This is a genomic window from Streptomyces sp. NPDC055749, from assembly GCF_053617235.1.
The window spans coordinates 51216-66074 of the sequence record NZ_JBSHFH010000031.1; the positions used below are offsets into that span (position 1 = coordinate 51216).

15 protein-coding genes are annotated in these 14859 nt (G+C 69.9%); 8 read left to right on the forward strand and 7 right to left on the reverse strand.

Features of this window, described 5'->3' with window-relative positions:
- Positions 1 to 181: 181 nt before the first annotated feature.
- Positions 182 to 1201: a tyrosine-type recombinase/integrase gene (locus ACWGO0_RS22910; RefSeq protein WP_453537953.1), complete on the forward strand. Its 1020-nt coding sequence runs from the start codon at positions 182 to 184 to the stop codon at positions 1199 to 1201.
- Positions 1202 to 1368: 167 nt separating this feature from the next.
- Here the strand turns inward: ACWGO0_RS22910 and ACWGO0_RS22915 are convergent, their stop codons facing one another.
- The 5 genes from ACWGO0_RS22915 to ACWGO0_RS22935 form a co-directional block, all read right to left on the reverse strand.
- Positions 1369 to 1617, reverse strand: coding sequence for a hypothetical protein (locus ACWGO0_RS22915; protein WP_453537956.1), 249 nt, complete (start codon positions 1615 to 1617; stop codon positions 1369 to 1371).
- 1370 nt (positions 1618 to 2987) lie between these two features.
- On the reverse strand, positions 2988 to 3932 hold the full coding sequence (locus ACWGO0_RS22920; RefSeq protein ID WP_453537959.1) for a CU044_5270 family protein: 945 nt from the start codon (positions 3930 to 3932) through the stop codon (positions 2988 to 2990).
- Entirely contained in the window at positions 3925 to 4581 is a 657-nt protein-coding gene (locus ACWGO0_RS22925; RefSeq protein ID WP_453537962.1) for an RNA polymerase sigma factor, read from the reverse strand. The genes ACWGO0_RS22920 and ACWGO0_RS22925 overlap by 8 nt, the downstream gene beginning before the upstream one ends.
- A gap of 195 nt (positions 4582 to 4776) precedes the next feature.
- Positions 4777 to 5262, reverse strand: coding sequence for a hypothetical protein (locus ACWGO0_RS22930; RefSeq protein ID WP_453537965.1), 486 nt, complete (start codon positions 5260 to 5262; stop codon positions 4777 to 4779).
- Positions 5263 to 5410: 148 nt separating this feature from the next.
- On the reverse strand, positions 5411 to 5692 hold the full coding sequence (locus tag ACWGO0_RS22935; protein WP_382734325.1) for a hypothetical protein: 282 nt from the start codon (positions 5690 to 5692) through the stop codon (positions 5411 to 5413).
- Between the two features lie 119 nt (positions 5693 to 5811).
- On the opposite strand from ACWGO0_RS22935, the gene ACWGO0_RS22940 reads away from it, so the two are divergent.
- On the forward strand, positions 5812 to 6171 hold the full coding sequence (locus ACWGO0_RS22940; RefSeq protein ID WP_453537969.1) for an arsenate reductase family protein: 360 nt from the start codon (positions 5812 to 5814) through the stop codon (positions 6169 to 6171).
- 9 nt (positions 6172 to 6180) lie between these two features.
- Here the strand turns inward: ACWGO0_RS22940 and ACWGO0_RS22945 are convergent, their stop codons facing one another.
- Positions 6181 to 6678 carry a carboxymuconolactone decarboxylase family protein gene (locus tag ACWGO0_RS22945; protein WP_453537972.1) on the reverse strand — a complete coding sequence of 166 codons (498 nt, stop codon included), beginning with the start codon at positions 6676 to 6678 and terminating at the stop codon, positions 6181 to 6183.
- 47 nt (positions 6679 to 6725) lie between these two features.
- Between ACWGO0_RS22945 and pdxR the strand changes: the two genes are divergently transcribed.
- Together pdxR and ACWGO0_RS22955 are read left to right on the forward strand one after the other, a co-directional pair.
- Positions 6726 to 8129, forward strand: coding sequence for a MocR-like pyridoxine biosynthesis transcription factor PdxR (pdxR, locus tag ACWGO0_RS22950; RefSeq protein ID WP_453537975.1), 1404 nt, complete (start codon positions 6726 to 6728; stop codon positions 8127 to 8129).
- Between the two features lie 145 nt (positions 8130 to 8274).
- Positions 8275 to 8961, forward strand: coding sequence for a hypothetical protein (locus ACWGO0_RS22955; RefSeq protein WP_453537978.1), 687 nt, complete (start codon positions 8275 to 8277; stop codon positions 8959 to 8961).
- A gap of 18 nt (positions 8962 to 8979) precedes the next feature.
- Here the strand turns inward: ACWGO0_RS22955 and ACWGO0_RS22960 are convergent, their stop codons facing one another.
- Positions 8980 to 9921, reverse strand: coding sequence for a Gfo/Idh/MocA family protein (locus ACWGO0_RS22960; RefSeq protein ID WP_453537981.1), 942 nt, complete (start codon positions 9919 to 9921; stop codon positions 8980 to 8982).
- A gap of 251 nt (positions 9922 to 10172) precedes the next feature.
- On the opposite strand from ACWGO0_RS22960, the gene ACWGO0_RS22965 reads away from it, so the two are divergent.
- The 4 genes from ACWGO0_RS22965 (at position 10173) to ACWGO0_RS22980 (ending at position 14859) form a co-directional block, all read left to right on the forward strand.
- Positions 10173 to 11648 (forward strand): hypothetical protein, encoded by a 1476-nt coding sequence (locus ACWGO0_RS22965; protein ID WP_453537984.1) that lies wholly within the window; start codon positions 10173 to 10175, stop codon positions 11646 to 11648.
- Positions 11645 to 12760: an ARPP-2 domain-containing protein gene (locus ACWGO0_RS22970; RefSeq protein WP_453537986.1), complete on the forward strand. Its 1116-nt coding sequence runs from the start codon at positions 11645 to 11647 to the stop codon at positions 12758 to 12760. The genes ACWGO0_RS22965 and ACWGO0_RS22970 overlap by 4 nt, the downstream gene beginning before the upstream one ends.
- A gap of 142 nt (positions 12761 to 12902) precedes the next feature.
- The gene (glnII, locus tag ACWGO0_RS22975) at positions 12903 to 13937 is read left to right on the forward strand and encodes a glutamine synthetase (RefSeq protein WP_453537989.1); all 1035 of its coding nucleotides are present in this window, start codon (positions 12903 to 12905) and stop codon (positions 13935 to 13937) included.
- Positions 13938 to 14280: 343 nt separating this feature from the next.
- Positions 14281 to 14859, forward strand: a complete 579-nt coding sequence (locus tag ACWGO0_RS22980) for a winged helix-turn-helix domain-containing protein (RefSeq protein ID WP_453537992.1) — start codon at positions 14281 to 14283, stop codon at positions 14857 to 14859.

Sequence of the window (14859 nt, forward strand, 5' to 3'; positions counted from 1 at the left end):
TGCCCTCCCGCGAGCACGGGCGTGGGAAGAGGTGGTTGGCACGGTGGCGCGACCCCGACGGGCAACAGCAGAGCGAGAGCTCGATCGCTACGAGGACGCGCGTCGGCACCTGACGCGGATGCTCGGGGCGGTTGACGACGGCACATACATCGCCCCGAGGAAGGGTGACACCCTACTCAAAGTGATCGCCGAGCAGTGGCTGGCGAATCAGACGTTCACGAATCCTCGGACGTACCACCAGTACGAGTCCCGTGTCCGCAACCACGTCATCGGGCCCTTTGGGAATCTCAAGGTGCGGGAGATCAAGGCTTCCACGATCCAGACGTGGATCAAGCGCCGACTGCAGGTCCTCGATGAGACCACCGTCGGCCTGATCTTCACCCACCTGTCATCGATCCTAGCCATGGCCGTGGACGACGACCTGATCCCGAAGAACCCATGCGAGACCGGGTCCGTCAAGCGCGTGAAGCACAGGCGCTCGAAGAAATCGGCCAAAGATGTGCCGCTCTCCTGGGAGCAGACGGACGGCCTGCGCAGGCACCTGCCTGACCGATATCAGGCCGCGGTCGACTGCGGCCGAGGGATCGGGATGCGGCAGGGCGAGATATTCGGCTTCAGTCCGGACGACGTGGACTGGTCGGAGGACAACAAGACCGTCCACATACGCCGGCAGGTCGCACATCACCGCGGCACGCTCGTCTTCGCGCCGCCCAAGGGCGGCACCAAGGACGACCCGAAGGATCGACGCATCCCTATTGACGAGGACCTGGCCAGGCTCCTACGCACACACATGCAGGAGTTCCCACCTGTCGGGGTCACGTTGCCATGGTTGGAAAGGGATGGTGAACTGGTCACCGTGCGCCTCATGTTCACCACGCGCGAGCGCAAGGCGCTCAACAAGAACTACTTTAACTACCTCTGGAAGGCGGCACTTGAGGCCGTCGGCGTCATCAACGCAGTGAACGACGCGCCCGTCGGCAAGGGTCGCAAGTGGGATGCCTGCCGCGACAAGATGATGCACGCCCCGCGGCATCTGTTCGCCTCGGAGGCGATCAATGAGGGCGTCGATGTCTATACGCTCGCCGATCTGCTCGGCCACGAAGACCCGTCATTCACCTTGCGGAGGTACGTTCACCGCGTCCAGGGCTCAATGGAGAAGGCGCGCAAGGCAATCGGTAAGCGCTACCGCCTGACGACCTGAACAGTCGAATCCCGCTGATCGGTGGGAATGGCGTGAAGCGTGGCGGGGTACCCTCACAGAGATCGACGCCATCGCCTCCGCCGACCGTCCTCCTCGCCCATAGCCCGCCCAACGACCCGGTGCCAAGTCCGAGGGGCAAGCCAACCGTGACGCAACCTTCCCAGGTGCTAGAACGGGCGGTCGAATGGGTGGTCCGTGACCTCGTCGTAGATCCTGCGCAGCCACGGCTGCCGGACAGCGGGCAGCCGTGCCAACTCGTAGAGGAACACTCGCGAGTCGGGCCGGAAAGGTCCCCCTGGATGCGGCGGCAGGGGATCGTCGCGGAGGACACCGTCGGGCATTCCGCCCGTCACAGGAAAGGGCAACCGTTCGCGGGGGAAGGCCAGATACATCCACACGTCGGCGGCCAACGCCACGGTATCTGCGGTGCCGGTCGACTGCCACGACTTCCCCGTCTGCGGATGTCGCGGAACCAGAGCGATGTCTGGTGCGGGGTCCGGGGCAGGCAGTCCCGGACCGGCCAGGGCCGCTCTCTTCCCCGGAGGCCCTGGCGGGAGCAGTGTGTCGAGCGCGCGACCGAACGTGTCCGCTAGGAGGCCGTCGGGAACGGCCACGCGTGTGCCCGCCGAGGCCGCCAACAGGTGTGCCAGCGCTACCCCGACCGCTGCCTCCCACAGCGGGCTCCACGCGCCAGATGGCTCGATCGGTGGTGTGCTCCGCTGTTCCTCCGCCAGCTTTTCCCAGTCGGCTGTCCGGCGAAGGGGACCGTCAGTGGGAAGGCGGCGCACGGCGTGCGGGTCGAGCCATACCGCTTGCCAGTACGAGCAGTCGTCGATGCGAGTGGCCACCGCCCGCCCGCATCGCGCGCATGCCAGGTTCGGGCCGTCCCTCCCGTCCAGCCCACAGCAAAGGCCGTCGCATCGCTCCGGGATCACGACGGTGCCCCGGATGTCACCCGGCGCGACGACGATCGCTCCCGGTGCCCCGAAGGACAGGGCAGAACCCGGTGCGAACACGCCGCGGGCTTCGGCGTCGTCCACCCCGACCTCGCTTCCGGGCCGCCATGGCGGCCCGGAAGGCTCCGGGTCGACGGCGTACGTCCCCGGTTCCATAAGCACGGGGAGCAGTTCGTGTCCGCACCTATGGTGGGCATGGACTGGAAGTGCAATCTGTGACACGGCGGCGGTCAGCACAGCTCCGCACCGCCCACATGCGAGCACGGCCATGCGCCTTTCCCCTCCTCCGGACACGCGAATCATCCCGGCCCGGCAAGCGCCGGCCAACAGCTTTTCCACCGCCGCAATCACTTTGGTAGGTGCGCGGTGACCCGACCTGGCCCCCGGTATCACGCGCTTCGCTGAAGCGGCGCAACGTAGTGGAGCGACACTTCAATGTCGGCCGCAGACAAGAGGAGGCTGGCGATGCTGTGCCAGACACATGTGCCACCTCGTGCGCGAACAGCAACTCCGGCTGCATGATGGCTAGTTGTGCTAGAAGGTTTCACAGGGGATGCACGATGCCCGTCTGCGCTGACATGGCCTTGGCGCACGGTGGCTATCCGCAGGCCGACAGGTTTCGTCGGCGCGCCGCGAGGTGCACCGGTTGTGCACCGGCCCACTCGACGGCAAGCCATCTGTGCAGGTCAGAGAGTTCAACGAGCTGTACTTCGACATCTAGGAACGCCCCGGGTCGGAGCGGGTTCCCGCTCGCCTGGGCCGTCTGTGGGCCGTCGGCCGTCGCTTCCCCTCCCGGAAGACACGACCGACGGCCTTTTTCGACGGGCGCGTCAGCTCCGAGGACGCTGGCCGATCCGGTCGACCACACCCAGTTCTTCCAGGTTCCTCGTCTCGAAGTACGAGCCGTCCGGCTCCCACCCTCCCTTGACGCGTTTGAGGCCGCTGCCTTTCGTGCGCAGCCCGAGGTAGTCGTAGGTTTCACGGTCGAACACGAACGTGAAGGAGCCTTGGGGGTGGGACACCGCGATCCCCTGCCGGCCGAGGACGTCCACCTGGTCGTGGTCCAGCCTGACGTCGGGGACCTTCGCGAGTGCCTCGAACGCGGCGGCCTGCAGCCCGGGAGGCATGACCCGCGGCCCCTGCATCAGCAGGGAGACTTCGAAGAACCCGAGCGTGTCGTTCTCCGGTGTGCTCTTGGAGCCATGCGTGAGGAGGTCGAGGAGCTCGTCCGGGTCGGTCGGCAGCTTCTTGAGATCCGCGTACACGGTGGGCGGCCACGCCACGCTGTGCTTGCCCTGAGGGGGGTCGTTGTGGATCTTGCCGTGTTCCTGGCGCTTCGAGGGCTTGGAGCCGTCCACCGACAGCCAACTCTCGTCCGTCCACGTCTTGGTCTTGCCACCCTCAAGGGGCTTTTGCGTGATGTACGTCCTGGTGTAGAGGTACTGGTCGTCGCGTGGGATCGGCAGCCCGGCACTGTCGGACCGGGACCTGTCCGCGGCCCGGTGCAGCACCTGCGCCGCACTGAGCGTGGTCATCCGGGGCGCGTCCCGGTCCTCGCCGCCTCCCGTGGCGACGAGCGCGGTTCCCGCCACCGCGGCCACCGTCGCGGCAACCGCCACCCGCAACACCAGTCGCCGGGACAGAGCAGGGGAAGGGGGCGGACGGTTCTCTTCGGAGATGGCGCTCCGCAACCGGAGGCGGGCGGCGGAGCGGGCTTCGTGGGTGAGCGGCGGCGTGCCGGTCTCCATCTGCCGTACGCGTGTGAGGTCATCCACGATCGGCTTCCTCCAGGTCCTCTCGAATGATGGTGGGATCCGAACCGCCCAGCGCTGCTCGCAGCGCCTTCCGGGCGCGGTGCAGCCGTGAGCGCACGGTGCCCATCGGTATGTTCAGGGCCTCCGCGGCCTCCGCGTAGTCGAGATCGCCCCAGGCGATCAGCAGCAGGACGTCCCTGTTGCGGGCGGACAGCCCCGCGAGGGCCGCTGCCAGGCTGCGCCGGGTGTCCTCGGCGCCGACCCGGGCCACGACCCGGTCCGCCATCGCGTCACCTTCACCGCGTCCCTCGGCCGGCGCTGTGACGGCGACACGCGACAACGCCCGCAGGCGACGGGCCTCGGCCCGTCTGTGCTGTCCGATGAGGTTGGTGACGATCCCGTACAGCCAGGGCAGGGCGTGCGGCCTCGACAGGTCGTAGCGCCGGCGCCGCTGAAAGGCGATAACGAATGTGTCGGCCATCAGATCGTCTGCCGCCTCGGTGCCCAGCCGCCGGGCCGTGTACCGGTGAATGTCATCGGCGTAGCGGTCGAACAGTATGGCGAACACGTCCGGGTCGTTCCAGGACCGCTCGATGACCGAGGCATCGGAGTCGGCTGTTCCGTCCGTTGGATCGCAACGCCCCGTCCCGACGTACGGCGAGGCGGTCACAGGCCGACTCTGAGATTCATGTCGTTCCTTCGACGATGCGGGTATGGACACCCCTTGTTCGCCGATGTCCGCATCCGAGTTCCATAGTGCCGCTCGCCGCTCGCGGGGGACGCTTGAGGGGGACGTTTGAGGGCCGTTACCCGTCTTCCGGGTAACGGCCCTCAGCTGCGTCCTGCGATGCCTCGCGGCCGGGCCTCAGTGCCGCAGCGCCGTGCCGACCTCGGCGGTCACGTCGCCGTCGAGCTTGCGGTTGCTGCGCGCCGTGGCGTCCTTCTTCTTGTCCGGCTCGACGTCGTCGACCGAGACGACGACCGTGTCCAGCAGGTTGCCGCCCTTGTCGCGGAAGTTGATCTGCACGGCGTAGGACTTGGCGGAGTCGGTCCCGTTGGTCACGGTGAACTTCGCCGTGGTGCGGTCCCCGTCCTTGCCCACCGCGCCGAGTTCGACGTCGTCCTTGGCGTCCACGCCGTCCTTGAACTCGTCCAGCTTGTCCTGGGCGGCCGCGGTGGCCGAAGCCACCACGTCCGAGCCCTTCGACGCCAGCGACGAGGCGGCGGAGGCCGCCTTGGATGCCGCGTCGGACGCGCCGCCCCCGTCCTCGTCCGAGCAGCCGACGGCCGTCGTCGCCACTGACGCCGCCAGCAGTACGGCCCATACTCCTCGTACGCCTCGCCCTGTCATCTGCGCCTCCCAGCACTCGCGATGGCTTCAGTCAAGGCGGAGCGGGGGCGGGCCGCATGCCGTGTACGCCGTACGGGGCATGGAAGGCCCGGCATGCCTGTGCCCCCGGTCTCCCGGGGGCACAGGTCTCACGTGCGGGGTGCGGTCGTCAGCGGCCGTAGCGGATCAGGGTGCGGACCATTCGGCAGGTGGTGTCGGACGGTGGGTGGATGCCGAGGCGTTCGGCCATGGTGCGTATACGGATGTTGGTGGCGCTCGACGGCTGGTAGACGCCCGTGTCGAGCAGGGCGATCGCCAGGCGCATGGCCTTCAGGCGACGGTTGTGCGAGACGTACCACTCGCGGGGGCGGCCCGCGGGGAGTCGCTTCCTCTGCAGGGGCTTGGTGAGCTGGTTGTGGAGCGGCTTGGTCGTGACTGCGGCAACGGCCATCGGCAACCTCCTGGCACGGTGGTGGAACCCTCACGAACTACCTCCATTTTACTGCCCACCACTGACAATCGCCCCTGGCCAGAAGGGCTTTCGCGACTCCCTCGCGTAACCTGGGCCCCATGGAGATCTGGATCAATCCGGCCTGTTCCAAGTGCCGCAGCGCAATCGATCTGCTCGATGCGGAGGGTGCCGAGTACACCGTCCGCCGATACCTGGAGGACGTGCCGTCGCCCGACGAGATCCGGGCCGTGCTCGAACGGCTCGGGCTCGAGCCGTGGGACATCACACGGACTCAGGAAGCGGACGCGAAGGAGCTCGGGCTCAAGGAGTGGCCGAAGGACGCCGGTTCCCGGGAGCGGTGGATCGAGGCGCTCGCCGCGCATCCGAAGCTGATCCAGCGGCCGATCATCACCGCGGAGGACGGGACGGCCGTGGTGGGACGTACGGATGAGGCGGTACGGGACGCGCTCGGGCGTTGAGGCGCCGGGTCAGCGTTCGTCGGTGCCGGCTCGCTTGCCCGTGGCCAGGGCGATCCGGTTCCAGGTGTTGATGGTGAAGATCAGGGCGAGCAGCTGGGCCAGTTCCCGCTCATCGAAGTGCGCCGCGGCCCGCCCGTACACCTCGTCGGAGATCCCGCCGTCCGCGACCCGGGTGACCGCGTCGGTCAGGGCGAGCGCCGCCTGCTCCTTCTCCGTGAAGAAGTGGGTCGCCTCCTGCCATACGGCGACCATGTGCACGCGCTCCTCGCTCTCGCCCGCCTTCCGGGCGTCCGTGGTGTGCATGTGGAGGCAGTACGCGCAGTGGTTGATGTGCGAGGAGCGGATCTGCACCAGCTCGACCAGCGTGGGGTCGAGGCCTTCACGCGCCGCCGCGTCCAGGCCGATCACGGCCCGGAACGCCTTCGGTGCGGCCTTGGCGAAGTTGAGCCGGACGGTGGTGCCGGGGGTGGTGGACCGGGCGGCGGACTTGATCTCTGTCGTCGTCATGGGTACGAATCTACGAGAACGGGCGACCGGTTACGGGGTGCATTTCGATGAGGGATTCATGGGTCAATTCGGCGGAGGTCCTCGGCAGCGATCTGCCGCTGGAGCTGTCCGGTACGGGTAATCGGCGGGCCGTCCTCATGCGGGCGCTGCGCGAGGCGGTCCGGGGCGGGCGGCTCGCCCCGGGCACCCGGCTCCCGCCGTACCGCTCGCTCGCCGCCGATCTGGGGCTTGCCCGCAACACCGTCGCGGACGCCTACGCGGAACTCGTCGCCGAGGGCTGGCTGACCGCCCGCCAGGGCTCGGGCACCCGGGTCGCCGAGCGAGCCGCGCCCGTCACCCCCGTACACCGGCAGCGCACCGCGCCCCGGTCCGCCCGCCCGGCCCACGACCTGGTCCAGGGGAAGCCGGACCCCTCCGTCTTCCCCCGGACCGCATGGCTGGCCTCGGCCCGGCGGGCGCTCACCGAGGCGCCGAACGACGCCTTCGGGCCCGGCGATCCGCGCGGGCGGCCGGAGCTGCGGCGCGCCCTGGCCGGATATCTGGCCCGGGTGCGCGGCGTACGGACGGCGCCCGAGCGCATCGTGCTCTGTTCGGGCTCCGCACATGGGCTGCGCCTGCTGGCGGGCGTGCTGGGCGGACCGTGGGCCGTGGAGGCGTACGGGCTGCCCTTCCACCGCGGGCTGCTCACCGGGCACGGGGTCGGCACCCGGCCGCTGACCGTGGACGAACACGGTGCCCGGGTCGAGGAGTTGAGGGGCACGGACCGGGCGGCGCTGCTCACCGCGGCGCACCAGTTCCCGACCGGCGGGCCGCTCCATCCGGAGCGGCGCGCCGCCGTGGTCGACTGGGCGCGTTCGACCGGCGGTCTCGTCGTGGAGGACGACTACGACGGCGAGTTCCGTTACGACCGGCAGCCCGTCGGCGCCGTGCAGGGACTCGATCCCGAGCACGTGGTGCTGCTGGGGTCGGTGAGCAAGAGCCTCTCCCCCGCCCTGCGGATCGGCTGGATGGTGCTCCCCGAACGGCTCGTGGACGACATCGTGGCGGCCAAGGGGGAACGCGAACAGTGGTCGAGCGCCACGGAACAGCTGACACTCGCGGACTTCGTCGAGTCGGGGGCGTACGACCGCCATGTGCGGCGGATGCGGCAGCGCCACCGCCGCCGGCGCGATCAGCTCGTGGCGGCGCTGGCCGAACGGGCACCGCACGTCCGGGTCTCCGGGATCGCGGCGGGCCTGCACGCGGTCCTGGAACTGCCGCCGGGCACGGAGCGCTCGGTGGTGCGGGCGGCGGCGTGGCAGGGGCTGGCGGTCGAGGGACTCTCCGGGTACCTCCATCCTGCCGCCACCGATGCCGGGCGGGACGGGCTGGTCGTGGGGTACTCGACCCCGGCCGAGCGCGCCTACCCGGAGGCGCTGGACGCCCTGTGCCGGGCGTTGCCGCCGGAGTGAGGCTGGGACGAACGGGCTTCTCCCGTACGGAAGTTATGCGTGGGGCCGTTGAAACGGAGAGGGCTGTTACTCGTACGTAGGGACACCCAAGCACCGCGTCCGGCCGCAGCGCCTCCCGTGTTCCGGCCGGGGACAGGAGCCCCACGTGTCACGCAGGAAGACCCTCAGCCGCAAGAAGAAACTCGCACTCTCGGCCGGAGCCGTCGCGCTCGCCGGAACGGCGGCAGCCGTGCTGGCCGGGACCAGTCAGGCATCGCAGTCCCCACCTTCCAACGCGGAGGGCTCGTCCGTCGTCTGCGGCGGGCTGGCCACCGCGCTGAGCAACAACGAGCAGTTCATCGCCGCGCAGCGCGCGACCCCGGACGCCCAGTCGGCGGCGCGGATCGCCAACCGGGAAGCGGTCGTCGACGAGATCCGGCGCAAGCAGGCCGCCTCCGGGTGCGCGGACGGGGAGAGCGGATCGGATGCTGCCGCGCCACCGGCGGAGGAGCCGGGAGCGGATCCGGCGGAGGACCCGGGAGCGGATCCGGGTGAAGTAGCGGGTGACGAAGCAGGGGAAGGTGCGGGTGCAGGGGAAGGTGCGGGTGAAGTCGTCTGTGCCGGGTCCACCGTGACGCTCTCCGGCGAAGGTGGCGCGCCCGCCGCTTCGAGCGGCGAGTTCCCCGTCGGCACGGAGCTCAGGGTCACCAACCTCGACAACAACAAGTCGACAACAGTGAAGGTCTCTTCGGTCTCCGGCAGCTGCGCCCTGCTGAACAACGCGGCGTTCGAGCAGGTACGCGAGCCGGGCAAGTTCCTGATCCGTAACGCCCGCATCGAGCGCGTGGGCTGACCGGCACGGGCCCTGCCGTCACCGCCCGGCGGGCGGTGACGGCAGGCACGCCTCGGCCCGCGCGAGCAGCTCCGTGAGCCGTAGCCCGAACCGTACGTCGCAGGGGTGCGCCGCTCCCGTACGTACCGAATCGAGCAGCGCGTCCACCGCCGCGCGGAACGAGCCCACCGCGTCGCCCCACTTCGGCAGTGCGACCACTCCCCGTTCGCCCCTGAGCTCGATCTCCATGCCCGCCGCGGCCGGGGGCGCGCTCAGCCCGAGTGTCACTGTGCTCGAAGCGCCCGAGGTGTGGCGGAGCACCAGATGGGTGGTGTCGGCGGGCCCGCGGGCAGCGGTCAGCTCCGTCACCTCGCCCAGTACCGGGATCAGGACCGAGAGCACATGCGGGCCGACGTCCCACAGGCCGCCCTTCTCCCGGCGCCAGGGCGAATCGGCGTACTCGCTGCTGGAGCCCGGTGCGTTGTGCGCGCTGAGCCACTGCGCGCGGGCGGTGAACCAGCCGTCCACCGCGGCCTGTTCGGCGATCCAGTCGGCCGTCTCGGTGGCGAACCGCAAGGTGCAGAAGACCACGGACGCCACGCCGGCCCGCTCCGCCGCCTCCGCGATCTCGCGTGCGCCGGCCGAGGTGGTCGCGATCGGCTTGTCCATCAGCAGATGGCAGCCGGCGGCTGCGGCACGGGCGGCCAGCGGAGCCTGGATGTCCGGGGGCAGGGCGAACGCCACGGCGTCGCTCGCTGCGAAGAGTGCGTCGACGCCCGCCTCACCCGTGAACGCCTCGGTGGCATGAGCGGCTGCCAGCGCCTCTGCCGGCTCCGGCCGCCGGCCCCAGACACCGCTCAGTTCGACGCCGGGGTGGTCGGCGAGGGCGGGGGCCTGGGTGTTGCGGGCCCAGGGGCCCGTACCCAGCAGGCCGATCCGGAGGGGAGTGTTCGGAGCAGCCGGAGCAGTAGGTGTGGTCATGCGAGCCAGTCTGCCCGGTCGGTGCGCGGGGCGGATCGCCCGGCCGGTCGGTGTGCCCAGCCGGTGTGCCCGGGCCGCAAATGCGGTGGCGGGGCGTCGCCGTGCGCGGATACGTTGCTCGGGCCGGCCGCGGGACTCCGGCTGCGACTTCCGGGACTTGCCTTGAAAGCAATGATTCGCTGATCGCGCCTCCATTCCCCGGCCGGCTTCCGCGCTCCCGAACGGCGACGCGGAACATCACGGGGGAATCCATGACGACCGACACCGAATCCCGCGCAGACCTCGTCGCCGCCGAGGACGTGCTCCTCTTCGTCAATGCGGCGATCACCGCGACCGGACAGCGCGAGTTCCAGTCCGAGGCTTACGAGCAGCGGCTTTCACTGGACTTCCTGCATGAGTACGTACGCGTCAACTACCGCCGGGTGTACGCCGCTTCGCTCGCGCTCGACATCAACGACCACAACGCCGCGCGCATCGTGCAGGGTCTGCTGGAGACGGCCGCCGAGGCGAGTCCCGACGAGAAGCGCACCGAGGGCCGCCTGATCGCGGCACGGCTGGCGGCGCTGCCGCCGCAGCGCGTCTACCGGCTGTTCCGCGCGCTGCGCGCGGCCCGGGTCAACAACCGGCGGACCCGCGCGATCATGCGGGACTGGCTGGCGGCCCGGCCTGATCTGGCGCATGACGCGGTGAAGTACCGCCGCGGTCTGAAGACCACCGCCCGCCATATCCATCTGCGGCGCGTGGACGGACCGGAGGCCCTGCGGGAGCTGGGCGACTTCCTCTTCCGGCCGGGACGGCTGCCGCGCTACCGCCATCAGCTGCTCGACGCCTGGCGCCGCGCGCATTACGAGCAGGGCGCCGTCGGCGAGCTGCCGTTCACCGTCGCGGAGGGCTTCGCCGCGGCCCACGGGATGAACCGCGAGGCGTTCGTGGAGCGGATGGCGCACCGAATGACGCGGCTGGAGCGGCTGCGGACCCACGGGCAGCGGAGCACCGGCAAGGAGCCGCGGCTTCCCGCGGACGTCGATCTGACCGTGATGCCGCTGACCCGGCTCGCCCTGTACGTCCTGTCGCTGGGCTTCGAGCAGCGGGCGGCCCACCGCGCGGAGTTCGTCCGCGCGCTGCGGGCCGCCGCCCGTCGCACGGCGGGACCGCATGCCGGAAGCTGGGGCAGGGTCGGCGCCGTGCTGGACGACAGTTACTCGTCGTCCGGGTCGGGCGAGAAGCGGCGCCGCCCGCTCGCCGTGGCGCTGGCCTGCCACTTCCTGCTGGAGGCACTGGCCGCGCCCGGTGCTTTCGCCCCGCTGTGGACCTCGGGCGCCACCGATCCCCTTCTCGTACGCCCATGGGGCCCGACCCCGCTCGGCACTCGCATCCTGGACGCGCTGGAGCATGAGCCGGACCGTCTGGTCATCGTGTCGGACGGCTGGGACAACGCGCCGCCGGGACTTGCGGGAGAGGTGCTGCGGGTGTGGCGGGCCCGGCTCGATCCGGGGCGGCGTACGGCGGTCGTTCATGTGAACCCCGTATACGACGCGGACGGTTTCGATGTGCGCCGGCTGACGCCGAGCGTGCCGACGGCGGGGATCAGGGACGCCGAGGATCTGCCGGCCCTGGTGCTGCTCGCGCAGTTCGCGGAGGGACGTACGGGGGCGGCGGCACTGCACATCTATCTGGACCGACAGGTCGCGCGTTTCGTCGGCGGCCGGGGAGAGGAAAGCTCGTGAACAGGCTCGAACTGACCGGACTCACCACCCGGCCCTCCCAGGTGTGGGGCGGTGTCCGCCTGGTCCCTCTGGTACGCGAGGAGCCGGTCGAGGGGCTGCGACTGCACCGGGAGATCTACGAGGGGTACGGGGGAAGCCTCGTCGAGGTCGGTCCCCGGATCGCCTACACCTCGTACATTCCGCACGGTTTCGTGGCCGACTGGTCGGGCGAGGGAAAGCAGTCGGCCGCGTACGGCACTCAGTTCGGTGACGGCACCCCGCCGAGGGCGGTCCGGCTCCAGCGGGCCCATCACCGCATGGCCAAGCGGCAGGCCGGCGACCGGCTGCGCTTCCTGCCGCTGCACCTCGCCCTGGAGGGCTATCTCGCCCTGCACTTCGGCGGTCCGTCGACCGCCTGGGAGGAGTGGTCGCGCCAGGCGCTGCGCGCAGGGCTCTCGCCGCGTGCCGAGGACACCTATATGGGGTGGTCGGTGCGCGGTCTCGGCGACGCGCTGCGGGTCTTCGAGATCCACCCCGGCCAGTGCGGGGTCATGGTGTACGTGTCGGACGCGCTCGCCGCCGCCTTCGTCCTGCCGCACCCCGAGGACTACCGCCTGCTGCACGGCTCGCTGGTGCAGGACCTGTACGGGGAGCTGGTGCACCAGTACGCGATGTACGGCGCCCCGGTGGCGGAGTTCGGGGCGCGGATCCGTGACAGCGCGTATCTGCGGACGCTCGCGGATCTACGGGCGGCGGCGCGGGCCCAGGAGCGGGAGTGGAGTGAGGCGCACGACACATTGTTCGCCCGTGAGCTCCTGGACACCTCGTACGCCTTCGACCGGGTCTACCGGATGGGGGACTTCACCCTGTGGCGGTTCCTGCCTCCGTTCCTGCGCAATCAGGACGGTCAGCACATCGGGGAGACGATCACCGACCACAAGGGGCGGGTCGCCTATCTGAAGACGTTCCGGCTGTCCGAGGCCCAGGTCAGGCGGGGTTATCTGCTCCACAGGCTGTCCGATGCGGACTGGTCGCTCGCGCGGGCGGCCGTGGCGCTGGGCACGAGCGAGGAGGAGCTGGTGCGACGGATTCGGGCCGCCGGATTCGCCTCGCTGCTCAAGGCTCGCGCGTGACCGTTCCGCCGGACCGCATCATGTCTCCGACAAATGGAGGAAACCTCGGTAACACGGGGTTCACATTCGGGCAACGGCCGGGAAATCGCGTCTTGCGAAGCTGCGCAGCAGAGACCGCAGCACCCCCCGAAGGATGGCTTCCGTGACGTTCAAGGCTGAGTACATCTGGATCGACGGCACCGAGCCGACCGCCAAGCTTCGTTCCAAGACGAAGATCATGGCCGGTTCGCCCTCCACGGATGTGGCGGAGCTGCCCATCTGGGGCTTCGACGGTTCGAGCACCAACCAGGCCGAGGGCCACGCCTCCGACCGGGTGCTGAAGCCGGTCTTCACGTGTCCGGACCCGATCCGCGGCGGAGACGACGTCCTCGTCCTGTGCGAGGTCTTCAACATCGACATGACGCCGCACGAGTCCAACACGCGTGCCACGCTGCGTCCGGTCGCCGAGCAGTTCGCGGGCCAGGAGCCGATCTTCGGCATCGAGCAGGAGTACACCTTCTTCGACGGCCACCGTCCGCTCGGCTTCCCCGAGGCCGGCTTCCCGGCCGCGCAGGGCGGTTACTACTGCGGTGTCGGCGCCGACGAGATCTTCGGCCGCGACATCGTCGAGAAGCACCTCGACAACTGCCTCAAGGCGGGACTGGCCATCTCCGGCATCAACGCCGAGGTCATGCCCGGCCAGTGGGAGTTCCAGGTCGGACCGGTCTCCCCGCTGGAGGTCTCCGACCAGCTGTGGATCGCGCGCTGGCTGCTGTACCGCACCGCCGAGGACTTCAATGTGTCCGCGACCCTGGACCCGAAGCCGGTCAAGGGCGACTGGAACGGCGCGGGTGCGCACACCAACTTCTCCACGAAGGCGATGCGCGAGGGTTACGACGCGATCATCACCGCCTGCGAGTCGCTGGGCGAGGGCTCGAAGCCGATGGACCACGTCAAGAACTACGGCGCGGGCATCGACGACCGTCTGACGGGTCTGCACGAGACCGCCCCGTGGAACGAGTACAGCTACGGCGTCTCCAACCGCGGCGCCTCGGTCCGTATCCCGTGGCAGGTCGAGCAGGACCAGAAGGGCTACATCGAGGACCGCCGTCCGAACGCCAACGTCGACCCGTACGTCGTCACGCGGCTGATCGTCGACACCTGCTGCGCCGCGCTGGAGAAGGCCGACCAGGTCTGATCCCGCTCCTTGCCCGTACGCGGGGGCGCTCACCGGATTCCGGTGGGCGCCCCCGCGTCGTCGTACCGGGGCGGCGGGGACAGGCGACCGTATCGACGGGTGAGAGGGCTCTGATGCACTGCCGCAATGTCTGCTTCAATGGGGGCATGGCCAGCTTCCAGCACACCTCGTCGGGTCGCAGCGACCTCGAGCCGTTCTGGCCCTCTCGTCAGCATCATGACTTCGACCGGGTGTGTTGCCGCGCGTGGAACGCGCAGGCCCTCTAAAGCCGCTCACCCCGGTCTTCGGCCCGCGCGCACGACGTACGTCCTCGACGACTCCTCGCGCGAAAGAGCTGACCCTCATGGCGAACACTCGTACCTTCTCCGCCGCTTCCGCCGCCACCGCGGCATCAGCGGCGTCCGCTGCGGCCACCTCCACCGCCCGCCCCCTCTCCCCCAACCGTCACAGGTTGCGTTCCGTCGACCCCGACGAGGTCGCCCGGCTCGCCGATGTGGCCGACCTGCTGCCGCCGGGAGCCACCTGGCTGCCCGCACCGCAGCACACCCTGCCCGCGCTGCCGGGGCAGCCTCCGATGATCGGCTACCTGGTACTCGTACCCGCGGACCAGCAGCCGGCCGTGGAAGACCCGGGCAGTGTGAGTGGGCCCGTCCGGATCGACGCCGGCCGGCGCACCGCCGCCGTGGACGGCGTCGCGATGGACCTCACGTATCTGGAGTTCGAACTCCTCGCCCATCTGGTGGCGCACCCGCACCGGGTCCACACCCGTGATCAGCTGGTGACGACGGTCTGGGGTTACGGGCACGTCGGCGACGGACGTACCGTCGACGTCCATGTGGCCAGGCTGCGGCGCAAGTTGGGCGCGGAGCACCGCGGTGCGATCCAGACGATCCGGCGCGTGGGCTACAAGTACGCGCCCTGA

Excerpts from the sequence above, each read along its gene's own strand:
- ACWGO0_RS22930 (WP_453537965.1), bottom strand. The coding sequence starts at position 5,262 with ATGACAGGGCGAGGCGTACGAGGAGTATGGGCCGTACTGCTGGCGGCG.
- ACWGO0_RS22935 (WP_382734325.1), bottom strand. The coding sequence starts at position 5,692 with ATGGCCGTTGCCGCAGTCACGACCAAGCCGCTCCACAACCAGCTCACC.
- ACWGO0_RS22940 (WP_453537969.1), top strand. The coding sequence starts at position 5,812 with ATGGAGATCTGGATCAATCCGGCCTGTTCCAAGTGCCGCAGCGCAATC.
- ACWGO0_RS22945 (WP_453537972.1), bottom strand. The coding sequence starts at position 6,678 with ATGACGACGACAGAGATCAAGTCCGCCGCCCGGTCCACCACCCCCGGC.
- pdxR (WP_453537975.1), top strand. The coding sequence starts at position 6,726 with ATGAGGGATTCATGGGTCAATTCGGCGGAGGTCCTCGGCAGCGATCTG.
- ACWGO0_RS22960 (WP_453537981.1), bottom strand. The coding sequence starts at position 9,921 with ATGACCACACCTACTGCTCCGGCTGCTCCGAACACTCCCCTCCGGATC.
- ACWGO0_RS22965 (WP_453537984.1), top strand. The coding sequence starts at position 10,173 with ATGACGACCGACACCGAATCCCGCGCAGACCTCGTCGCCGCCGAGGAC.
- ACWGO0_RS22980 (WP_453537992.1), top strand. The coding sequence starts at position 14,281 with ATGGCGAACACTCGTACCTTCTCCGCCGCTTCCGCCGCCACCGCGGCA.